The organism is Streptomyces pactum (genome assembly GCF_002005225.1).
In the GTDB taxonomy this organism is placed as follows: domain Bacteria; phylum Actinomycetota; class Actinomycetes; order Streptomycetales; family Streptomycetaceae; genus Streptomyces; species Streptomyces pactum_A.
This window is the reverse complement of record NZ_CP019724.1, coordinates 8,519,061-8,539,621: the sequence shown is the minus strand read 5'-3', so window position 1 is coordinate 8,539,621 and position 20,561 is coordinate 8,519,061. Positions and strand designations below refer to the sequence as shown.

18 protein-coding genes and 2 pseudogenes are annotated in these 20,561 nt (G+C 67.4%); 8 read left to right on the top strand and 12 right to left on the bottom strand.

Translation table 11 applies throughout. The features are described from left to right. Positions 1–171 precede the first annotated feature (171 nt). From B1H29_RS36925 to B1H29_RS36905, 5 genes are all read right to left on the bottom strand, one after another. Positions 172–1,995: an ATP-dependent nuclease gene (locus B1H29_RS36925; protein WP_079159895.1), complete on the bottom strand. Its 1,824-nt coding sequence runs from the start codon at positions 1,993–1,995 to the stop codon at positions 172–174. Positions 1,996–2,394: 399 nt separating this feature from the next. Further along, positions 2,395–3,120, bottom strand: a complete 726-nt coding sequence (locus tag B1H29_RS36920) for a restriction endonuclease (RefSeq protein WP_244209059.1) — start codon at positions 3,118–3,120, stop codon at positions 2,395–2,397. A 26-nt stretch (positions 3,121–3,146) separates the two neighbouring features. Further along, positions 3,147–3,824: a restriction endonuclease gene (locus tag B1H29_RS36915; protein ID WP_055422324.1), complete on the bottom strand. Its 678-nt coding sequence runs from the start codon at positions 3,822–3,824 to the stop codon at positions 3,147–3,149. After that, positions 3,821–4,027 carry a hypothetical protein gene (locus B1H29_RS36910; protein ID WP_055422323.1) on the bottom strand — a complete coding sequence of 69 codons (207 nt, stop codon included), beginning with the start codon at positions 4,025–4,027 and terminating at the stop codon, positions 3,821–3,823. Before B1H29_RS36910 ends, B1H29_RS36915 begins: the two co-directional genes overlap by 4 nt. Positions 4,028–4,616: 589 nt before the next feature. Further along, a complete protein-coding gene (locus B1H29_RS36905; RefSeq protein WP_159027740.1) occupies positions 4,617–8,789 on the bottom strand; it encodes an NACHT domain-containing protein in 4,173 nt (1,390 codons plus the stop codon). Between the two features lie 150 nt (positions 8,790–8,939). On the opposite strand from B1H29_RS36905, the gene B1H29_RS36900 reads away from it, so the two are divergent. Further along, positions 8,940–9,143 carry a hypothetical protein gene (locus B1H29_RS36900; protein ID WP_055422321.1) on the top strand — a complete coding sequence of 68 codons (204 nt, stop codon included), beginning with the start codon at positions 8,940–8,942 and terminating at the stop codon, positions 9,141–9,143. 283 nt (positions 9,144–9,426) lie between these two features. Here B1H29_RS36900 and B1H29_RS37845 read toward each other — a convergent pair. After that, a pseudogene (locus B1H29_RS37845) lies at positions 9,427–10,244 on the bottom strand (IS5 family transposase). Positions 10,245–10,798: 554 nt separating this feature from the next. Between B1H29_RS37845 and B1H29_RS36890 the strand changes: the two are divergent. The 4 genes from B1H29_RS36890 to B1H29_RS36875 all read left to right on the top strand — a co-directional run bounded on the left by B1H29_RS36890 (position 10,799) and on the right by B1H29_RS36875 (position 13,737). Then, positions 10,799–10,972 (top strand): hypothetical protein, encoded by a 174-nt coding sequence (locus B1H29_RS36890; protein WP_159027741.1) that lies wholly within the window; start codon positions 10,799–10,801, stop codon positions 10,970–10,972. Between the two features lie 155 nt (positions 10,973–11,127). Further along, a complete protein-coding gene (locus B1H29_RS39770; protein ID WP_055422319.1) occupies positions 11,128–12,204 on the top strand; it encodes a helix-turn-helix domain-containing protein in 1,077 nt (358 codons plus the stop codon). Positions 12,205–12,234: 30 nt separating this feature from the next. Continuing rightward, a complete protein-coding gene (locus B1H29_RS36880) occupies positions 12,235–12,777 on the top strand; it encodes a sigma-70 region 4 domain-containing protein (RefSeq protein ID WP_055422318.1) in 543 nt (180 codons plus the stop codon). A 90-nt stretch (positions 12,778–12,867) separates the two neighbouring features. Beyond that, entirely contained in the window at positions 12,868–13,737 is an 870-nt protein-coding gene (locus tag B1H29_RS36875) for an SAM-dependent methyltransferase (RefSeq protein ID WP_079159898.1), read from the top strand. An 18-nt stretch (positions 13,738–13,755) separates the two neighbouring features. Here B1H29_RS36875 and B1H29_RS36870 read toward each other — a convergent pair whose 3' ends face one another. Then, positions 13,756–14,658 (bottom strand): DUF5753 domain-containing protein, encoded by a 903-nt coding sequence (locus B1H29_RS36870; protein WP_055422315.1) that lies wholly within the window; start codon positions 14,656–14,658, stop codon positions 13,756–13,758. A gap of 166 nt (positions 14,659–14,824) precedes the next feature. On the opposite strand from B1H29_RS36870, the gene B1H29_RS40310 reads away from it, so the two are divergent. Then, positions 14,825–15,903 (top strand): IS630 family transposase gene (locus tag B1H29_RS40310; protein WP_432280061.1). Its coding sequence is split into 2 segments (ribosomal slippage): positions 14,825–15,326 and positions 15,326–15,903, totalling 1,080 coding nucleotides; the frame shifts between segments, so codons are not numbered across the junction. Between the two features lie 10 nt (positions 15,904–15,913). Here the strand turns inward: B1H29_RS40310 and B1H29_RS36855 are convergent. Continuing rightward, positions 15,914–16,153, bottom strand: a complete 240-nt coding sequence (locus B1H29_RS36855; RefSeq protein WP_079159899.1) for a DUF397 domain-containing protein — start codon at positions 16,151–16,153, stop codon at positions 15,914–15,916. Positions 16,154–16,425: 272 nt separating this feature from the next. Here B1H29_RS36855 and B1H29_RS36850 point away from each other — a divergent pair, with 272 nt between their 5' ends. Continuing rightward, positions 16,426–16,899, top strand: coding sequence for an ATP-binding protein (locus tag B1H29_RS36850; RefSeq protein WP_079159900.1), 474 nt, complete (start codon positions 16,426–16,428; stop codon positions 16,897–16,899). Between the two features lie 48 nt (positions 16,900–16,947). Here the strand turns inward: B1H29_RS36850 and B1H29_RS36845 are convergent, their stop codons facing one another. Both B1H29_RS36845 and B1H29_RS36840 read right to left on the bottom strand, forming a co-directional pair. Beyond that, on the bottom strand, positions 16,948–18,411 hold the full coding sequence (locus B1H29_RS36845) for a UvrD-helicase domain-containing protein (RefSeq protein WP_107095413.1): 1,464 nt from the start codon (positions 18,409–18,411) through the stop codon (positions 16,948–16,950). Beyond that, positions 18,408–18,887, bottom strand: coding sequence for a hypothetical protein (locus B1H29_RS36840; RefSeq protein WP_324611064.1), 480 nt, complete (start codon positions 18,885–18,887; stop codon positions 18,408–18,410). The genes B1H29_RS36845 and B1H29_RS36840 overlap by 4 nt, the downstream gene beginning before the upstream one ends. A gap of 44 nt (positions 18,888–18,931) precedes the next feature. On the opposite strand from B1H29_RS36840, the gene B1H29_RS38340 reads away from it, so the two are divergent. Further along, a complete protein-coding gene (locus tag B1H29_RS38340) occupies positions 18,932–19,297 on the top strand; it encodes a hypothetical protein (protein ID WP_055422311.1) in 366 nt (121 codons plus the stop codon). Positions 19,298–19,387: 90 nt separating this feature from the next. Here the strand turns inward: B1H29_RS38340 and B1H29_RS39765 are convergent. Both B1H29_RS39765 and B1H29_RS36830 read right to left on the bottom strand, forming a co-directional pair. Then, positions 19,388–19,720: pseudogene (locus B1H29_RS39765) on the bottom strand (DUF6083 domain-containing protein); the annotation flags it as partial. Between the two features lie 170 nt (positions 19,721–19,890). Then, entirely contained in the window at positions 19,891–20,154 is a 264-nt protein-coding gene (locus B1H29_RS36830) for a helix-turn-helix transcriptional regulator (protein ID WP_055422310.1), read from the bottom strand. Positions 20,155–20,561: the final 407 nt, after the last annotated feature.

Here is a 20,561-nt window from a genome sequence, read left to right as displayed (position 1 = left end):
GTTCTACCGGTACTGGATCCACCGTTGCACCGAGTGGGTGCCGGTGGTGTGGGATTGAGGCGCGCGGGCACGGCCGGCAGCACGTCGTGGGGGTGGGCTGGCATGTCTGGACAGCGCCGACGCTGCAGCAGCGCAAGGAGCGGATGCTGCAGCGGCGCGCCGTGAGGCCGGTCAGGAAGCCAGGTCCCGGAGGTCGCTGAAGGCCTTGGTCAGTTGCGAGGGGACGTCTTCGCGGGTTTTGAGGGTGGTGACCAGGCCGTAGAGCATGTCGTCCTTGCCGTCGGGGCTGGTGTGCTCGGCCTTCTCTTTGATCATGGTCAGGACGTGGGCGCTGAACTTGCCGCCGCGGTGTGCGGTGAAGTCCTCGGCGGTCCACTGGATGCCTTCCGGGCGGGTCCAGTGGGTGTTGGCGGCTGTGGCCCACTGGGCGTCGGTGAAGAGTTCCTCGAGTTCGTTGAACCCCTCTGCCTCGCCGATCCAGGTGACCTGGGTGTCGAGGTCGAGTCCGGCCTTGATCAGTCTTTCCGTCCTGAAGTGCTTGTTGGTGCGGCTGTCGGCGTCGACCATCAGCATGACGGTGCGGCGGTTCTTGACGAGGTACCCGGCCAGGTGGAGGGCTCCTTCGTTGTTGCCGCAGGCCCACAGGGCGATGCCCGCCGCCTGGAGGGGCAGGCCCTGGGACAGGCGGAACAGCAGGGGCAGGCACTGCTGTTCCGTGGGGCCCTCGACGGCGAGGAAGCACCGTTCGTGCAACAGGACGGAGTTGCGCAGGCCCACGACGGAGGCGATCTGTCCGAGGTGGAAGTCGATCCCCTCGTGGGATTGGTCCGTGAGGCGTTCGACGAGGGTGCGGCCGCTCTCGCTGAGGCGGAGGTGGACGACGTCGGCGATGTCGACTCCGTCGATGAGGTTCATCGAGTGGGTGGCGACGACGACGCTGACGTGGGGCAGGGCGCACTGTTTGCGGATGATGTCCATGACGGTGCGCTGGTGGCGATAGTCCAGGTGGGTGTCGGGTTCGTCGTAGACGACGATGGTCTGGGTCGGCTCCGCATCACTCCCCTCCCCCGTGGCGAGTTCGCTGTGCTCGAGGAGGTTGCTGGTCCACTCCCACACCGCGAGCGCGATCCGGCGGTTGCTGCCCTGCCCGGAGCGGGTGAGGTCCACCGGCTCGCCGTCGGCCTTGGAGACTTCCAGAGGGGCGCGCTTGAAGCCTCCCTTGAAGGAGACCTCGGGCCTGACCTGCACGCCCACGAACTCCTGGCAGTGCTGGCGGATGTGCCGGCACAGGGAGTCGGCTTCCTTCTCCAGGCGCTGGGTGATCTCCGTTTCGATCTCCCGGACCCGGCCCTGGAGCGTTTCGTCCCCCAGGTAGGTTTCGTAGCAGCTGCTCAGCGCGGTCCGCACCGCGTCGTCGGGCCTTTCGTCCTTGCCTCCGAACGGCAGCAGGCGCGGCAGACGCTCCTGGAGTTCCTGGGGCAGCGGCTGCCACTGCTCCTCCTGCGGCGCCGTGGCCGCGTAGGCGGTGAGGGCCTGCAGCAAGTCGTCTCTGCGGGGACCGTCCGGGGAGACTGAGAACTCGGCTGCCAGCTCGGCAAGCTGGCCTTTCAACAGGCGGGGCATGTCGTGGAGCCGGCTGTCGGCCGGCCGGGAACCGAAGTACTGCCACTGGGGCGGCTGCCCCTCTTCGGAGATACGGCGGATCCGGACCGTCTGCGGCAGGCCGGTAGCGGCCTGTTCCCCGGCGTCGAGGCGGAAGTCCCCTTCGACCGAGGTGCTGGAGCAGCGGCGGCCGCCTGCCGATCCTTCCGCCTGCTCGTAGGTGCGGTCCTCGTCTGTCAGCCGGTGATCGCCCAGCAGGAAGGCCAGCGCCGTCAGTACGGCGCTCTTCCCGCCGTCGTTGTGACCGGCCAGGATCGTCGGACTGCTGACCGGGATGTCCTCGATGCGGGCCAGGGAGCGGAAACCGCGGGCGGAAAAACGGGTGAGGTACACAGTCGGCGTGCTCCGAATCTCCCCTTCCCCGGCCGGTAAGGGGTGACGTGCGGTGTTGGACGGGAAGAAGAGGCGCTTGAGACACCAGCGCAGATGGTCATACTAGAGGTATCCCTCACAACAACCGCACGTTTTCCACCACTTGTACCGACTCGCCGCTCGCACGCCGCTGCCGCGAGATGCAGCACCTCGTTCCTGCCGCGCAGGCATACGCCTCGGCTCCGGACGGACGGATGGCGGAACCAGTCGCTGGAGTCGGGCGGCGGGCGTACGGGACGGCCTCCACGGTCCCTGCAGGCATGCGCGGAGCCCGGCAGACAGGATGGTGGCCACTTCCCCCTTCCAACCGGCCGGAGAAGACCCCTCGGTGCTGGGCGTGGCCGGCCGGGCTTCTGTCCCTTACAGCGTGGCGTTCTGGAGTCCGATGACGTCGTACAAGTGCTGGCCGTGGGCCCATTTCTTCAGCTCTGACCGACCCACGAGGATGAGCCGATGGTGCTGCGCGAAGTCGACGGCAGGCTGGGTGAAGCCGTTGAGCGCAACCATGACGGGGATGTCAGCACCGTGATGCGGGCGGGCTGTTCCGTTGAACTTCTGCACGTGTCCGGAGCCGACCGGGTTCCGGTACTGCTTGCACTGCAAGATCAGAAGTCGGCCCTCGCCGTCATGTGCGCTGACGTCGACACCGAGGTCGCCGGCGCCTCCGACCCGTACGGGGCGCAGAAACCCATCACGCGCCAGGAGATCGGCGCACGCCTGCTCGAAGCCTGTCGCGCTCATCGCCGCGAGCTCCCGCATCCGGAAGGTCAGCTCTTCCGGCTCGCCCACGTCGTTGGACTGCGCGGCGGAAGCGTCGTCGCAGCCCGCATACACGGATGCACCAGACCGGAATGACAAGATCGCGCCCAGCGCGATGAGCGCAGCAAGGCCGCCGGCAACGACGAGTCCCGTCCACCAGGGGTGGCCGGTGATCAGGCCCCACACATCGTCTGTGATCCACCGGCTGACGTCTTCGGTGAGCCACTCCCAGATCATCTTGCCGACAGCCAGCACAAGGACGGCGGACAGCAGGACCTTCAGTGTGGGGTCCAAGGATCCGTCTTCGTCGAACACCACTCCCCCCATTTCTCGACGACGCCGAGTCGGATTGGTCATGCGGCCCGTTTGAACCAGCTGCTGCGCGAGCGGGTGGGCAGTTTGAGGAGCTCGTGCAGCGCGGCCCCGCTCTCGGCCCAGCGCTGCAGCCTCTCCCGGTCGACCCAGTGGACGGTGTGCCGGTTTCCCCACGTCATGGCATCGCGGGTGAGGAACCCGTTGGTCACGACCACCGCGTGGTCGGCTCGGTGGGCGGGACCGGCCGTCCCTTTCACTCCGTACATCACCGCGGATCCGACTTTCCCTCCGACGCGGGTGTGCTTGGCCTGCACGACGATCCGCCCCAGGACGGTGTGGTCGCCGATGACGTCGGCGGCCTGGTCCCCACCGCCTCCTACCCTTCGGGCCGTCCAGCCGTCTCGGACAAGCAGGTCCCTCAGCACGCATTCGAAACGCCGGTCGTCCATGGCGTCGAACTCGGCGAGCGTGATCCGCAAGGCGGCCAGGCGCGCGTCCTTCCGTCGTCGTCCTCCGACAGACCGCCTGACCCTCCACACGGCCGCGGCTCCCCCCACCAAGGCAAGAGTCAGCGGTACCGGCCAGGCATCGATCAGCGCACCGGCCGTCACGGTGAGCGTTTGGGTGGCCATCACCAGCACGGCAAGTGCCACGACGGCGGCTGATGCCACTTCGAGCGGACCGCGGGGCCGCCGCAGGCGCCATCCTCGGCTCATCGGTCCGCCGGTGTGCTGACTGCCGGGTTCGGGTCGGCCGGAGCGGGGGCCGCGGTGTCGAAGCCGAATACCTGTCCCCACAGCCATGCTCCCGCGAGCAGGCCGGCGATCATCCATCCGCTCATCCGCTTGGCGTTCCTGGGCTTCGGGTTACGGCGGATGTGTGCGCGCACCTGGTGGAATCCGTCCGGTACCTTCGCCATGCTTCCCCTCCCATCGGCGCGGGACGCCGAGTGCGTCCCGTCCCAGGAATTGGTGTAACAGCGGGCACTGACAGCACTCCGCGTTTGATTGACCAGGCACGACTTCATCCGGCCACGGTCACCCGATGCGAGAGGCGGGCTGGAGGCGGCAGCTTTCCGTGTGCTGACCTCGCTGTATGCGAGCTCGGCTTTGGGAGATCGGCATCGGATCGATGCCTAGATCTTCTTTGTGGCATGTATGTCGCAGAAGCTGTCACCTGTATGAACAGCCTCCCTTGAAGTCAGCCGGTCACCGCGCCGGAAACGGCGAGATACGGCGGGGCGCCACCCTGGTCCTACCGCGCGCCGGAGCCGCCCCTTGGCCTCCTTCGACGGCAACACCCCGCGTCACACTGCGAGCTGCGGCATAGGCAAGGCACGGGTTCAGCCTGCTCGCCAGGTGGGTTGTCGAATCACGAACCGAGGCATACTCGCTGTTTCGAAGAGAGCGCAGCGCTCTGGCGTCTGGCAATCAGCGGCTGCATTCCCGTTCTTCCGTTGATTGACAGGCAAGCAGGCAGGTGATGGTCCGGGTGGCAGGTCGTCATGGTCAGGTCTGCTGCCCTGGTGGCCTGCAGTCCAGCACTTTGGCCTGCACGGGAAGCCGATGGACTGCGGCCTGTTGGTGCTGTTGCTGCTCGATCTGCTCCCGGCTGTGAGCCGGGGAGCAGCCCGGCCGCCAGCTGGTGTCCCAGATGTCGCAGTCAAAGAATCCGACCAGGAGGATGCCAGCCGTGCGGGGGTGGCACAGGTAGCGGGCTACCAGCTGGTCGGTCAGTGCCGTGGGGAGTGTGGGGTTCCAGCATCCCTTGCACTCGATGACGACCGTGACCGGGGCCGGGTCGTCGGGAGCGGTGGCGGCCTGGATGTGGATGTCGGTGCGGCCTCCTCCCCCGACGCCGGGGCGGTTGACTTGCACTTCGCGGTTGAGGATGACGCGCCGGTGTTCAAGCTGCATCTTCAGCAGACCGGTCACCAGGTCGCTGAAGTCTTCCTCCCACATCGGCCACCAGGAAGAGCTGCCGGCAGCCGATGCGCTGCGGTTCCACAACAGGGTCGCCAGTCCGTTCGGTGCCGAGAGGGCTTCCTGGACGCTGTCCAGGGCTTCCATGACAACGTCGAGGAGGTGGACCTCGTTGCCGATCACGCGCTTTCTGTGATCGTCGGCCAGTCGTCGGAGCTGGTCGGCTGTCAGGGGCTGCAGCTGGCGTTCGGCGGCTTGACGCATGGTGCGCAGTGCCAGTCGGCGCAGGCGGCGGGTCTGGTGGGGCACGGAGTCTGCCAGGGCGAGGAGCTGGGTGGCTGCGGCCTGGGTGCGCTTGTCTGCCATCAACTGGAGGAGGCTGTCGGCGAGGTCGTGGAGCCGGTCGGTCGTGGTGATGGGGTAAGCGACGCCGGGCTCGTGTTCGGGGCGAGGTTGCTGAAGTTCTTCTCGTGTGTGCAGGCGGCGGTGGAGGTCGGCGAGATCGGCTTCGCTGAGCGCGGCCACGCCGTCGGGCCAGTGGTGCCGGAGGGTGAGGTGTGTAGCAGTACGGCCGATGACCTCGTCACAGAGTTGAGGGGTCTCGTCGAAGTAATGACGGATGGTGGGCCACAGCCTGGGCAGAACGTCGAAGGACATCACGATGCGTACGGCTCTGATCCAGCGTTCCTGCTGTTGCGGGTCCCCGTGTGGGCCTGCCTGCACGGCGTCGGTCAGGAGTGTTTGCGCTGGCGTGTGGCCGTGGTGGGCCAGTGCGGCCAGGGCTGTGGCCCATGATTCAGCTGTCCGGCCTGGAGTGGTCGCCCAGCGCTGGATGATGCTGCAGGCTGCCGGCAGCGGCAGTTGCGCAAGAATGCGGACCGCTTCGGCAAGACGATGGGCGTCGAGTACGTCGAGGCATGGCTCCAGTGCGGCATCGAAGGCGGGGCCCGCCTGTTGGGCGCAGTCCCGCAGGAGAGTGTGGTGCTGTGCGGTTTCCTGTGATCGGGGCGTCATTGTGGCCAGAGCCACTGTCCAGCCGGCCCAGCGGATGGCCTGATGGTGGCCGAGGATGGTGTGTGCCTCGTCTGGGGAGACGAATCCCAGGGCCGTCAGTTCCGGTACCTCGGTGACGTTCGGCCCCCAGGGGTCCATGTCCTGGCTGTTCCACGCGGGGGCCGTGACGAGCACGTGCAATGCGCTCCTGGTCAGTTCTTCGTGCAGGTCGCTGCCTGGAGCGGGCAGGGATGGCGCCTGGGTGACCGCGGTGAGCAGGGGCTGGGAGGTGGGCTGATTCGGGGGGCGTGTGCCGTCGGTGGTGCGGTGCAGGTGCCCGAGAACAGCGAGCCATGCTTCCCGTACCGTGTCCGGGCCCGCTGACTGCGCGGTGCGCAGGGCGGTGCGCAGCGCGTGCTCGTCGAAGGTGTTGTTGCGGCGTTCGTCTTCCTGCCGTTCGCGGCTGCGGCGCTGCCATTCCGGCTCCGGTCCGTCCCACCAGGCGGTGGCCCGTTTCAGGGCATTGTCCGTCTGCCGGGCCTGATCGACGGCCTGGCGCAGTTCGGTGTCCTCAGGTCGTGGGCGGTGGCTGATGAGGGGGCGTGCCGCGGTACGTGATTCCTGGGACAGGGTGGGCCAGGCGGTGGCCCAGTGCAGGAGGTCTTCGTCGGGGAACAAGCCCGTGTCCGGACTCTGGTGGGCGAGATGCAGCATATCGTCCGGGTCGGCGTGCTGCAGCACGTATGAGGCGAGGCGGCGGCGCAGTTCCGGTGCGCTGTGCAGGGCGTTGTTGAGGGACTCGAAAGCGGTGCGCGCGTCGGTGCGGTAGGCGAGTTGGTGATCGGCGGCGAGTGCCACGAGGGCTTGCCCGGCCCGTTCTTCCAGCAGGGGGGCCGGCTGTGTGGGGGTGTGGCTCATCTGGCTGATGCAGGTGGCCAGCGCCGTGGCCGCGATGGCGGCCTTGGGGCTTTTCTCTTTCAGTGCATTGACGGACCAGTCGAGGAGGCTACCGGCCTGGCCGGTGATCGTGTCCAGTCTGTCGAGGGTGAGGCGCCAGGGCCATTCATCGAGGTCGGGCAGCAAGTCGAGGTAGTCGGTGAGGGACAGGTGGTGCGGCCACAGGTGCTGGAGGGCTGCGCAGGCGACGCTGGGCTTGAGGTCGGATGCCAGGGTGCGCAGCCGGGCTACAGCCGCTGGGTCCTCGACCTCGTGCAGGACGTTGAGGGCGAAGGCGCGGATGCGGGTGGGTGCGTTTGTCTCTTCTGCAAGGGCCAGCAGGTGTGGGGTCAGGCCGGCAGGCTGGCACTTCCCCGTGATCCACAGGGCGAGGTAGCGCTGGTCCGGGTCTGACTGCGGTGTCAGGAACGGCTGCAGTTGCGGGGCGAGGTCCGGATGGTTCAGCCGGTCGAGTTGGTCCCAGCCGATGCGGTAGGGCTCCTGGTCGGGTACCGACTCGAGTATGGCCCGGGCTGTCCTTCGGCGGTGCTCTGCGGGCAGGGCCCGGAGGTCGGCCAGGAGCAGGATGTACGGGTCGTGCCTGAGTAGGTCGTCGAAGAGTGTGTCGTCGATGACTGCCAGGCGGGCGGCTATCTCCTGATGCTCAGGCAGGATGTGACGGGTCTGGCCGGTTCCGGCCCACAGCAGCGCGCCGCGCACGGCCGGCTCTACGGCTGTTGCCATGTATTCAGCGGCCAGGTGTTCCTGCAGGCTTCGGTGGGCGAACACCCATCTGCGCTGGCCCACCGGGGCCAGGAGGCCCGACTCTGTGAGGTGGAGCAGTTCATGCCGGCCGCACGCCGTTGTCTCGTCGCTTCCTGGCACGTGATCTCCGCACAGGGTGTCCAGGTGCAGCTCTCCCGGGCCGGGGCGGGCTCCGTCGGTGAGCGCGGCGCACGGGCTGAACTGCAGGGCGGCCGCGGCCCAGCGGGCCACGTCGAGGAGATGGTCCACCGAGGGCCGTTCCTGGCGCTGCGAGAAGTTCTGCGGTCGGGTCTCGGTGCACAGGGTGCGACAGGCTTGCGCGAAGGCCTCCGCCACCGTGGTGGGCAGCTCTCGTCCCTCTGTCCGGGCCGTGATGAGGGGAATCAAAGTGGCCGGCTGTTGTGCGAGGGCCTGCAGGCCCCGGCTGAGGACATGCTCCGTGAACGCAGCACCGTCCAGGCCGCTTTGGTCGACGGCGTACTGGGCGTCGGCTGGGCTGAGGGCCGCCAGTGTCACCATCGCGACCTGTCCCGGCTCCGGCCACAGGTCGCGCAGACCTCTTTCCAGGTGTTCTGGCCACCGGGTGGAACGGCAGGCTATCCGCAGCCGGAGCCGGCGCCGTTCCTCCGGAGACAGGGCGCGGAGCTGGGTCAGCAGCACCTTGTTGAGGGCTGGGATGTCGCTCAGGCCCTCATCCAGGCCGTCCAGCAGCACATGATGTGTTCCGTCGCCCTCGGGGTTCAGACGGTGGTGAAGGTGTGTACTCGCGGTCGCTGTGTCATACACGTCCTGCCCCAGATCGATCAGCGTCGCAGGGGTTGCATCATCGAGCAGGCGGGCGAGTTCCTGCTCGAACGCTACTGACTTGCCGCAGCCCCGCTCCCCCAGCACCACCACCACGGGAACATCCCGAACCTCGCCGAAGTAGGTCTCTTCGCCCGCAGTTGGTTGACGCTCGACCACCTGCTGCTGGCCCGGTCTCTCAGCAGGCAGAGCTTCCAGGACCCGTCGCCATGCGTATCGCATCCCGCCATTGTCCCCGGACTCACCTTGGTCGTCAGCCACCGCCCGAGTGTCCGAGCTCATCATGGTCGTCCGACCCGACTGCAACTGAGTCGTAGCGCCCGCGCCCTCTATGATCGCGGCTGCCGTACAGGTGGTGGGGCTTCCGGCGCGGCCGGAAGCCTCCGCTCACGTTGACCAGGCGCACCCCAAATGGCGCTGTGGGATCATGGCCTCGGCATTTCGCCGGACCGGTACCCGGTCGAAGAACTCCTCGCGCTCGTTGTCGTCATGAACTCGATAGACGATCAGGTCATCGCCGACCGCATGCAAAGCCTCCGTCCGCCCCACCAGATCACCAGCTCCTCCATCCAGCAGCTCGCCGGATACCTCCTGCTCGAATACGGCGACACGTAGCGATCGACCGGGTCGGGTTTTACCTCGCTCGGCAAGGAGCCCTCCTGAGATGGAACGTGCCCGACTTCCTGGCGCCCTGGGCGCCACCGCGCCTCTCCCCCGCCTGCGATCCCTGCTGCGTCAGCACCGGGCCGCTGCACTCAGCAGGGTTCCGCAAACTGTTCTGTCTGACCCTGCGCAGTGCACCCGCGGTGGTCCCGTAGAGGTGTTGACGCTTACAGACCGGACAGCACGCAAACTCCGTGCATGCCAGCCTCGGCATGCCGTCGCCTCCTTAGAGGCCCTAACAAAGGCGTTGGACGTGGCGGTGGGTGATCAGGTAGACGGCGAGGCCGAGGAATGCTTCGTGGATGTCGTCGCGTGGTTCCCATCGGATGCGCAGGCGGCGGAAGCCGTGGAGCCAGGCAATCGTGCGCTCGACGATGTACGGAAGATGCCCAGGCCGGTGCCGTGCGGCTCGCCTCTCTTCGCGATCACGGGGCGGATGCCTCGCTGCCAGAGCAGGCGGCGGTACTTGTCGTGGTCGTAGCCGCGGTCGGCCAGGAGTGCGTCGGGGCGGCGGCGGGGTCTGCCGGCCTGGCCCGCGACGGCGGGAATCTTGTCGAGCAACGGCTCGAGTGGGGTGACGTCGCCCGCGGTTTCCGCCGGTCAGCGACACCGCGAGCGGGATGCCCTGGCCGTCGACGATGAGGTGGTGCTTGCTGCCCGGCCGTGCGCGGTCGACCGGGCTGGGCCCGCTTTTGGGCCCCGCCGGGCGGCCCGCACGTGCGAGGAGTCGATCACCGCCCGTTCCCAGTCCAGCTGGTTCTTCGACCGCAGCTCGTTCAGCAGCAGCTGGTGCAGCCGGTCCCAGACGCCGGCCTCGTTCCAAGCCGCAAGACGCCGCCAGCAGGTCATGCCCGAGCCAAAGCCGAGCTCCTGGGGCAGGTACTCCCACTGGATGCCGGTGTGCAGGACGAAGAGGATCCCGCACAGGGCCTGCCGGTCCGGCACCCGCGGTCTGCCCTCGGCCTTCTTCGGACCCGGCTTCGGCAGCAACGGCTCGATCAGCGACCACAGTTCATCCGACACGATCCACGGCCGCGACTGACGGTTTCCCATGCCCAGACATACGAGCAGAGAGGGCGACCGACTCATGATCAGCAGCTTTTGTTAGAGCCAGTAAGGGCGATACCTGCAAATTTGCGCGAATGCATAGGCGAGGGCGGGGCGCACCATGTCCGCAGACGTTGCGGCGGCGGAGTGCGCCCCGGCGTACGTCAGGGAGGCAAGACGGTCCATTCGTCTGGATCAGTCGCATTTATGCAGCACAGCGGGGGGTTGTCATTCGCGGTCGAGACCGATCAAGGATGGGCTGAAGTCGACGATGTTCGACGCCTTCGCAGGCCACAGACTGCAATTGCTCACCGCGAGGAGATTCGAACTTTGCGCGATGAACGGTTTATATGGCGCCATCTGTGACGGAGGGGCTACCGTCCGTTGACGCGAGGGAACCCCGGGCAGGCTCGCTACCGACTCCGGGGCCCCTCCTCAACGAGACCAAGGAAGGCAGGTAACCACCTATGCTTGTCCCGTACTTCGCCGCTGCCGCAACCAGGGCGGCAACTCGCGACGACGCTAGCATTCCGCGTCGCTCCCAGCCTGAAACCCGTGGCATGAGTGCCTGGACTGTCACGGTGCAGGCGAGCGCGTTCCTGGCAGTGACCGTGCTCCCCGTGCTCCTGATCCGAGACGAGTGGACGGGACCTGCCACCACAGCGCTGATGGCCGGCCTCTCGGTGATGATGCGCCAGTCGCAACTCCGCTACCAGCGAATTCGACTGATCTGAGCCGTGCTTGATCGTGGCGGCGCGCTGCACAGCGCGCCGCCCGCCGTCCCGGCGGCTGCCGCCGGGACGGACACGGGAAGAGTCCATTCCTCTTCAGCTTGCGCAGAACCCCGCGCACATGGGAGAGAAACGGTCACAGCACGTGGGAGGAAAGGATGGCGGGTTCAAGTCCCCGCTATGGCATCTGCCGCTACTGCCAGGAGCGCTTCGCTCAGACGATCGGTCCGGGCCGCAAGCGGGAGTACTGCAGCGTCGGCTGCCGGAGCAAGGCGCAGCGCGACCGGTCTGGCAAGACAGGCCAGCACAAGGCGCCCACGGCGCTCCCCTTGGGCCGGCGCATCGCAGAGGACCTGCAGGCATTGTCGGCCGCTCTCCTCGAGGCCGAGTACGACGGACGGCCTCTTCAGGAGCTCCTGCGTTGCGCCAGCAGCGTGGCACGGGAAGTGGACTACTACACGGCGGCCGCCGTTCAGGACGCGCGGTCCCAGGGCTCGAGTTGGGAGCAGGTAGCCGAGGCGGCGCAGCTGAGCGTGACCACGGCCCGTACACGGTGGCCGGAGAACCGGGTGCGAGAACGCCTGGGAAGGCGGGCTGCCGAGCGTGCTGAGGTGCAGCAGCCTCTTGCCCCGATGACGGAGGGCCCGAACGCCGCGGCAGACGGTCAGCTGTCCAAGGTGGCCGAGCGGGCGTCGGCGAAACTGGCCTCGGCGCTGTCGCATCTCCACCGATCCAGTGGCCTGACGATCAGGGACGTGGGCGAGCGGACGTGCTTGTCTCCCTCGTATGTCTCGCGCATCCTTTCCGGAGAGCGAACCCCGGCCTGGGCCGTGGTGGGTGCGCTGACCGAGTTGTTCGGAGGCGACCCGGCAGAGCTGAGCGTGCTGTTCGAAAGTGCGCACGGGAAGGTGCCGCCAGCGCAGTACGCGATCACTGACGCGGTGGACCGGCTCCACGCCGCACTGCGCGGTCTGCACCTGGCGGCAGGACGTCCCCGTGTCGGCGTGGTCCGCAGCGCTTCACATGGCGCGCTGAGCGTCCAGGAGATCGACGACATCCTCGAGGGCGTCTTGGTTCCGGGCTGGGAGCAGACGTCGGCGCTGGTGACCGCGCTGGGCGGCTGGCCCGCCGACGTGCGGCCGCTGTGGCAGGCGGTCCACTACACATTCCTGCTCTGCATGGATCCGCCCAAGGATCCGCAGCCGCGGTCTGCTGACCCGTCCGAATCCACCTGATGCCCTGTGTGCTGCAGGAAGTGGGATGCCATGTTCATGCGTTTGCGTCGGACGGACCGGCTGGTGCAGGCAGCCGGCGCGGTGGAGACCACTACCACTGCGCCGTCTATCGAGCTGGTTCTGCCGCTGGAGTACACCGCCTTCTGCCTTCTGTATCAGGAGCGGTACCTGCACTACACGCGGGAGCGGGTCCACGACCCCTTGATGAGCCAGCAGGTGGTCAGGGCGCTCCTGGGCAACCTTGCCACGATCTGGCCGACGGTCATCAGCAGCCCGCGGCCTGCTGCGGTGGCGTGGCGGCTGCTGGACGCCCTGATCTCCTCCGTGCTGCGCAACGGTGATGCAGGTGTCACCGGGCCGGATCCGGTGCGCCAGGTGTTGCCGCCCGCGCAGGCAGACGCGGTCGTCCTGCGATGCCGGATGCATTTGAGTGAGGCGCAGGCGGCGGAGCTGATGGGTGTCGAGCCGCCGGTTGTCGCTACCCGGTTACGGATGGCTCAGCGGGCCTTGCCCGGGAAGCTGACGGCCTCCGCCGCGGCCGCGCATCCGCCATCCGGTCGCGCGCGCCAGTGAGAGGGTTCCGGAAGAGATTCTGCAGCGCGCCTCGACCCACGGGTGCTGATTCGGCGAAGAACTACCCGCGGTGAAAGCGGCCTCCTTACCATGGGTACCCGCAGCACGCAGCGTGCTGCGGGTACCAACACGGGGCGGGGTGCCACCTTGGAGCGCGGGCAGACGCCGCGGCTGGACGTAATCGACTCCAAATCACCGAACCTTGCCCGGATGAACAACTACCTGTTGGGCGGCAAGGACCACTACGGCGCCGACCGTGAGGCGTGCGAGCGGCTGACGCAGCTCGTTCCCGAAGCACCTCGGGTGGCTCAGGCTGCGCATCGGTTCCTCTTGAGGGCAACCAGCCATCTGGCCCGTGATCACCAGGTGCGCCAGTACGTGGTTTTCGGCGCCGGACTGCCGACCTCTGTGGGAGTACACCACGTTGCTCGGCGCATCCAGGCGGGTGCGCGCACCGTTTATGCCGATCACGATCCGCTGGCTCTGGTCCATGGCCGCGCGCTGTGGGAGGACCGGTACACGCTGGTCATGCGGGCTGCTCCGGCTGAATCACTTGCTCTGCTGAGAAGTGCAGCGGTGCGCGAGATGATCGATTTTGCGTCGCCGGTGGCCGTGCTTCTTGTCTCAGGACTGCACAACGTTCCCGAAGACGCTGGTCCTTCGACCGTGCTGCAACAGGCATCGAGAATACTGGCATCGGGAAGTTTCATCGCAGCAAGTCATCTCGTGAGTGAGGATGCCGAGGTGCGTCGGAAGGCTGGTGCATTGCTGCGGGAAGCGGCCGCGGGCCGGTGGGGGCGCGTGCGCCCGCGGGCGGAGGTCGACGCATTCTTCGGCGGCTTGCAGCAGATGGCTCCGGGGCTGGTGGATGTGCACCAGTGGCGGCCGGGCGGTGACCGTGCTGCGGGTGGCGGCAGTCTGAGGTGGGCCGAGCGCGGAGCGGTGGCCGTGGTGCACTGAGGTGCGGACTGGCCGGGTTCAGCTGATGATGCTGTCCAGGAGCTCCACACTCTCCTGCGGGGACAGAGCGGCCTGGGCCAAGCCGTCCAGGACGCTTCGGTAGTGCTGAGTCTCGTCTGGTTTGTCCAAGTACTCGGCGTCCTGCAGTTGCTCCAGGTAGACGACGTCGGGCAAGGCGGGAAGGTCGAAGCGCAGGTGCGTAATCGGGAAGCCTCCGGCGATGCACCCCGGCCGGTTGAAGGGCGCGATCTGTATCGTGACGTGGCTGAGGCGAGACATGCTGATCAGAGAGCGCAGTTGCTCTCGCATGACCAGATCGCCGCCCATGGGCCGGCGCAGCACGGCTTCGTCGAGGACGGCCCAAAGGCGGGGCGGGTCCTGGCGGATCAGGACGTTCTGGCGTAGGGCCCTGAGTTCCAGCCGGTCTTTGACCTCTTCCGGAGGAGCGGCGGGGTAGGCCTGGTGTACCAGGGCTTCTGTGTAGGCGGGTGTCTGCAGCAGTCCGGGAACGAGCTGCACTTCGTAGGTTCGGATGACAGAGGCTGCCTCCTGCAGTCCGATCAGCTTGCCGCACCAGTCCGGCAGGACTCCGTCGAATCGATGCCACCAACCGGGCTGGCGGGAGATGCGTACGATCTCGGCGAAGCAGGCGCGGACGTGCTTGTCATTGACACCGTAGAGGGTGAGCAGGTCCATCACGTCGTCGTGCTTACAGGTGACCTGGGCTCGCTCCATCCGGGAAATCTTGGCTTCCGAGCTTCTGATGGACTTGCCCGCCGGCTCCGCGTCGATGTGTGCCGCCTTGCGCAGGTGACGGAGGTAGTACCCGAGGACCAGCCGCAGCGCGATGGGGCTGCGCGCGGAGGCGTCGAGGTAGTACTCCAGGGTCGGTGCATCGACCGGAGGGGCGGGCACGGGCATGATGTCTCCTGTGGTGGCCGGACGACGAGCGTCAGTCTTCCAGGAGACGATGCGACGGGCGCGTCAATTGGACTGTCTCAGGCTGGCGTTACTGACTTCGGCTCGCCAGGGTGAATCTTTGCGAAGTCCCTGATGGGTCTGGAGCGGTGGCTGTATTCCGTGGTGTGTGAGATATGCGGATGGGGGCGGGCTGACCGCTGCGGGACGTCGGCGCCGGGAGTCGGTGCGGATGCAGGCGGCCGAGCTGTTCGAGCAGGAGATCAAGCCGCCGGAGGTGGCACGGCGACTGCGGGTGAGCCTGAAATCGGCCTACCAGTGGCACCAGCTGTGGCGGGACGGTGGTCATGAGGCTCTGGCCTCCCGCGGCCCGAGCGGATCCCGTTGCCGGCTGTCCCCGCGCTGTCTGGAGAAACTGGCTGCGTACCTCGATGAGGGCCCGGCCGCCCACGGCTGGGTGGAGGACCAGGTGTGGACCGCGGCGAGGGTGGCCACGCTGATCGGCCGGAAGTTCCACGTCTCCTACAGCGTCTCCGGTGCCACGAGGCTGATGCACCGGCTCGGCTTCAGCCCGCAGGTCCCCGCACGGCGGGTCGCCGAGCGCGACGAGAGGGCCGTCACCGTGTGGAAGGAGGTGACCTGGGCGGAGGTAAAAGAGCCCGGGCGGCCTGCGGGGGCTACATCTGCTTCGAGGACGAAGCAGGGTTCACGCGGAAGCCGCCCCGGGGACGAACCTGGGGCCGGCGCGGGCACACCCCGGTCGTGACCGTCAGCGGGCGACGCTCGGGGCGGCTGTCGGTGGCCGGACTGATCGCCATGCGGCCCGGCTCCCGTACCCGGCTGTGCCACCGCCTGCGCGCCCACCGGGCGGGCAGAGGCAAACGCCGCAGCATGGGCGAGCGTGACTTCATCGCGCTCGTCGACGGCGTCCACCAGCTCCTCAAGGCACCTATCGTGCTGGTCTGGGACCGCCTCAACACCCACGTCTCTCACGCCATGCGCAAGTTGATCGCCGAGCGCGCATGGCTGACAGTGTTCCTGCTGCCCGCCTACTCACCCGACCTCAACCCCGTCGAATGGGTATGGGCACACATCAAACGCAGCCTGGCCAACCTCGCCGTCGTCGCGCTCGACCGGCTCGAAGCACTCGTCCGTAACCGACTCAAGCGCCTTCAGTACCGGCCCGGCACCCTCGACGGCTTCATAGCCGGCACCGGCCTGACTCTCGACGAACCTGCCTCACCCTGACGAGCCGAAGTCAGTAACTGGCGATCGGGTCGAATTCACCGTCCTTCACCCCCGCGATGAAGGCCGCGATCTCTGCCCTCGAGTAGACCAGCGCCGGTCCGTCAGGGTGCCGGGAGTTGCGCAGTGCCACCTCACCTCCTATCAGTAGCGCCACTTCGACGCAGTTGCCGTCTGCTGTGCTGTGACGGCTCTTGACCCATGTCACTCCTGGAAGAGAGTCCGCCGAGACACCGTTGAAGGCACGGGCCATGTCCGACCTCTTTCGATCGTTTCCGACTTCTTTCATTTTTGGGTGACGCTGCTCTGGTTGCTGGGGACATGCTTTCCCTCCCCTCCTCATTTGGATGCAAGTCACGGATGCAATTGCATCCGGAGCGGGGCGACGCGGATACTTATCAGTCAGGGCAGAGGACCGCGGCCCATACAACTGGACGTCTTCCGGGGGGATGAACAGTGTCAGCTCATGCGGCGACGGCGCCGAGCCAAGGGCCGAATGCGGAGGCGCTCTTGCCACTTCGGAGCATGAGCTGCCCCTCCCGTTCACCGCTGACGCCACCCACGGCACCGGACTGGGGACTTGCCCTGGGCATCAGCACATCCGACTTTGCCGCTCGGGCATTCACGCGGGACCCGAGTAGTCTGAAAAGCATCCGCTGCTTCGTCCGCGACACCGCCGTGGCATGGGGCATCGGCGCTGTGGCCGAAGACCTGACTCTCGTGGTCAACGAGCTGACCACCAACGCGGTTCGGCATGCGCTGCGGTCGAGCCCTCAACGGGAAGCCAAGGCATGGCTGGGTATCGCCCAGACTGCGGGCACGGTGCTGTGCGCTGTCTCCGACCCCAGTCCGGCTCCCCCACTGCCTCACCCGCCTCGGGGTATGGCCGTGGCGGGCCGGGGCCTGCTCATCGTGGACGCCCTGACCAGCCAATGGGGTTACGCCGAGGCAGCACCCGGAAAGACCGTCTGGGCACGGCTGAACGCGCACGCGCACTGACTTGGTGATGACGGTCACCCCTCCGCACCCTCACACGTACGCGGGCCTTCATGACGCGTCCTGCGCCGCAGCACCGTCGGGGTGATCACGGACCCATGACAGCCCGCCGAGGTCGAGACACTGGCGTGCCCGTGTGACCGCCACGTACGCCAGACGGGCTTCTGCCTCGTCGATCGGTTCGGGAGGCGTCGGAGCGCCCTCATAGCTGTCGACTGGGGCGAAGTCGTCGGCGATGAGCACGCGGGACCACTCCCGTCCCTTCGCTTTGTGCGCGGTGGAGACAGTCGCCTGCGCCTGTGGCTCGGAGACGAGCCGAGCTACGGCGTCGAGAATGGCATCGGTGCCGTGGCTGTCGACGAGGTTGACCAGCGGCTGCAGATCACGTCCCGCCGGGTCATAGGCTGCGTAGTCCTGGAGGTCGCCCCAGTGAGTGAAGAGGGTCAGCTCCGGGTGGTGGGTACGCCGGCCTTCTTTGAGGTCCCGGGCTGCCAGGGCAAGGGCCTGCAGACTCTCTCCTCCCCCGGCCAGAGCTACTCGGCTGCCGACGGCCATGAGCGCCATCACCTGCGCCATGGCACCGACGTTGGTGCGGCACAAAACGGCATCTGGTTGGGTGACGGTCCCGAGTTCTGTGGGGATGTCGGGGGTGCCGGTAAGGCGGAGCGGAGCGCCGGCGAGGTGGAGCCAGCGGTTGGCCTCTGCGGCAAGGTCGGGGCCGAAACGGAAGGACTGCGACAAGGCCAGGCGGGTGCCGTCGAAGCCGGTCATGATGTCCTTGGCGCCGCGCCAGTGGTAGATGGCCTGTGCAGAGTCACCGACCATGACGAGCTGGGCGTGGCCGCGCTGGGCCAGGAAGACGTCTTCGACGACCGGATTAGTGTCCTGTGCCTCGTCCAGCAGGAGAAAGTCGGTGTCGAGCCGAGGTCGGGTGAGTGCCCAGATTTTCAGGTAGTGGTCGTGGTCGAAACGGACGGCGCCGCCGTCGGGGTGCTGCAGGTCGGCCCAGGCTTTACGGGCGAACGGAACGATGTGGTCGGCGAGTTCAGTATGGCAGCCAGGATCTTCCAGGCCGCGCAGGCGGGGCACGTGGTGAGGAGCGATGCTCTCGTCGGCGGCATGACAGAAGCGGGAAACGGTACGCAGGGTCGCGTTGGAGAGAGCCATAGGGCTCACCTCCTTCTCGTCGATGCGGAGGGCCTTGGTGATGCCGAGGTCCTGCCCGCTCTTCCATGCGGGGCGGCGGGGGGCGTTCAGACGGCGGCGGTATCGGTGGCCGATTGCCGCGTAGGCCAGGGCGTGGGCAGTTCTGCACTGAACGCTGCTGGGGAACTGCGCGGCGGCGCTCTGGGCGATGGCCCGGTTGTAGGCGAGATAGCGGCCTCGGCGACTGGTGGTGCGAGCGAGCAGGTTGAGGGTGGTGGTTTTGCCGGTCCCGGCACCGGCCTGCAAGGACAGGTGATCGCCGTTACGGAAGGTGTCGGCTGCGGCGGTCTGCTCGTCAGTGGCGGTCACCATGGTACTGCTCCAGGGAAACGGGTCAGCGCGTGGCCGACGGCCGTCAGAAGGCGGGCGGGCGTGGTACCGATGAGGAGGTGATTCACAGCGCGGCTGAGACGCTCGGTTTCCTCCCTGTCGTACTGGGTCAGTTCTTGGTGCAGCGCCCGTTCCAGCACCTGTTCGGGGGTTTGACCGGCCTGCTCTGCTGTTCGGCCGAGGACGGCTCGAGTGGCGGGCGGCACAGAGACGTTGAGCAGAACCTGGCCATGCGTGTCCGGGTAGTGGGTGGTGATGACGTCGACCGGCAGGTGTTCACCGAGACGGCGGCGCAGACGGTGGGCGGCTCGCCGGGCTGTCTTTCCGGGACAGAGTGCCATCAGGCGTGTGGCGTCGTGGTTGGCAGCGAGTGGGATGGAGCGGGTGGCTGCGCGGAGCTCGGCCGGACGAGCGGAACGGGTGAGCAGGACTTCCAGGGCGTGGTGGGGCATCATCACGCTCCTTGGCAGGGTCGGCGCGACGGGCGTGGAAGCTGGGTGTGGATGTGGTCGGCGTGCAGGAGGGGGTCGAAGACCTTCCATTCGGTCTGGTCGAGTTCGACGGGACTGGCAACGTGGTCCGGGCAGTGTTGAGCGCGCCAGCGCAGTTGCTGGACCGGGTCGAGTCGGTCGAGATCGTAGACGGCCACCGGGAGCGGAGACTGGCCTGGGCTGTGCTTGGCGCGGACGGGCAGGAGGCGCCAGGTGCCTGCCGGGAAGCCGGCGTCCAGGAGGCGCTGGCCGCACAGGGGATGGTGAGGACGCTGTGCGATGCAGCGGATGTTGTCCAGTGGTGCGCTGGCCAGGTAGAGGGTCAGCAGGGCTCGTACGACCGGGCGGGCAGGGGTGGTGGACGGTTGCTCTGAGCGGTGCGGTGCGGGGGTGAGCAGGCCGGTGTCGATCAGGCGGCGGGTTCGCAGGGCGAGCCGGAGGCGGAGGGCGTCCAGGTGGGGCCGGGACTGTGACGAGTCCGTTCGGCGGGGGCAGACGAGCCGGTGTGGGATACGGCACCACGGGCTGCCGTCACCGCTCGGGTGGGCGATGCCTGCGCTGAGGTGCCAGCGGCAGTCCTCGGGGATTACGGCAGTGGCCAGTTCTGCGGGGTGCAGGGCAATGAGTCGGTGATCCGCGCGCGGGAAGAGCTCGATCGGGTTGCCGCAGGCGTAGCAGCGGCGAGTTTGACCGGCAGTCGGAAATCGGTCTGGGCTGGTGGCGGTTGTTCGTAGCGGTCGCCTGCGGGGGCGCGCGGTGTGAGGGATGCCGTGCAGGCGGGTGAGGTGGGAACGCATGCGCGGACCGTGTCAGGCGACACGCTGTGATCGGCGCAACGACAGCCGAGGATCCCGCGAACGGCCCAACACTCGCGAACGTGTGAGCGGAGGTGCGTATGCGAGTGCGACTCTCCCTCGCCTCTTCGGGTGATTCGCTGCGGCGTGATTTTCAGGGCGTGGCCGGTTGGTCAGGTGTCGTTGCCGCCCGGCGGGGTGTGGTTGCCGCAGAGCACCGCAAGCAGGTGCTCGATGGGTACGTCGAAGACGTGGGCGAGGGCGTGCCAGGTGGTGAGGTTGCCGGGGGTTCGACCGTGTTCGAGGTCGATGAGGGTGCGGCGGGCCAGGCCACTGCGGTTGGCGAGTTCGTCGAAGGTCCAGCCGCGTTCGCCCCGCAGGCGTGCGAATTCCACGCGTAGTGCGCTGAAGTCGGGATCGGGGGGCAAGATCGTCACTCCACCATCCGACGGTGCAGAAGCCTGCCCTGTCAGTGCGGGTTTCTGCACTATCTGCGCTGACGAGAGTGACATTCACGGTGCGGAAATCTGCACTAGCGTTCTGGCCGTCCTGGCGCCTGCTGCCAGGACGCCTGTCAGACCAGTTGTGTTCACGGGAGGACGACGAGCCGATGAGGCTGGCCGGTACACAGGCCGCGGTGCGGCGCGTCTGGACAGTCGAGCTACGCCCGCGAGCGGGAGGGCCGAGACTGTTCTGCATCCAGTGCAAGGCCCACACACACCCGGTGGATGTGTCCTCGGCCCGTTCGGCGGCCCTGACACATCTGGCCAGCCACGCTCGTGCCGAGGCGTTGCCCGGGCACCTGCGCACGTGCCAGTGCCGCGCCCTGGGCTGTACGTGGCAT

What these genes read in the sequence shown, in the direction of transcription:
- B1H29_RS36920 (WP_244209059.1), bottom strand. Translation starts at nt 3,120, where the DNA reads ATGGGGGGAGTGGTGTTCGACGAAGACGGATCCTTGGACCCCACACTG.
- B1H29_RS36915 (WP_055422324.1), bottom strand. Translation starts at nt 3,824, where the DNA reads ATGAGCCGAGGATGGCGCCTGCGGCGGCCCCGCGGTCCGCTCGAAGTG.
- B1H29_RS36910 (WP_055422323.1), bottom strand. Translation starts at nt 4,027, where the DNA reads ATGGCGAAGGTACCGGACGGATTCCACCAGGTGCGCGCACACATCCGC.
- B1H29_RS36900 (WP_055422321.1), top strand. Translation starts at nt 8,940, where the DNA reads ATGGCGCTGTGGGATCATGGCCTCGGCATTTCGCCGGACCGGTACCCG.
- B1H29_RS36890 (WP_159027741.1), top strand. Translation starts at nt 10,799, where the DNA reads ATGAGTGCCTGGACTGTCACGGTGCAGGCGAGCGCGTTCCTGGCAGTG.
- B1H29_RS39770 (WP_055422319.1), top strand. Translation starts at nt 11,128, where the DNA reads ATGGCGGGTTCAAGTCCCCGCTATGGCATCTGCCGCTACTGCCAGGAG.
- B1H29_RS36880 (WP_055422318.1), top strand. Translation starts at nt 12,235, where the DNA reads ATGTTCATGCGTTTGCGTCGGACGGACCGGCTGGTGCAGGCAGCCGGC.
- B1H29_RS36875 (WP_079159898.1), top strand. Translation starts at nt 12,868, where the DNA reads ATGGGTACCCGCAGCACGCAGCGTGCTGCGGGTACCAACACGGGGCGG.
- B1H29_RS36870 (WP_055422315.1), bottom strand. Translation starts at nt 14,658, where the DNA reads ATGCCCGTGCCCGCCCCTCCGGTCGATGCACCGACCCTGGAGTACTAC.
- B1H29_RS36855 (WP_079159899.1), bottom strand. Translation starts at nt 16,153, where the DNA reads ATGGCCCGTGCCTTCAACGGTGTCTCGGCGGACTCTCTTCCAGGAGTG.
- B1H29_RS36850 (WP_079159900.1), top strand. Translation starts at nt 16,426, where the DNA reads ATGAGCTGCCCCTCCCGTTCACCGCTGACGCCACCCACGGCACCGGAC.
- B1H29_RS36840 (WP_324611064.1), bottom strand. Translation starts at nt 18,887, where the DNA reads ATGATGCCCCACCACGCCCTGGAAGTCCTGCTCACCCGTTCCGCTCGT.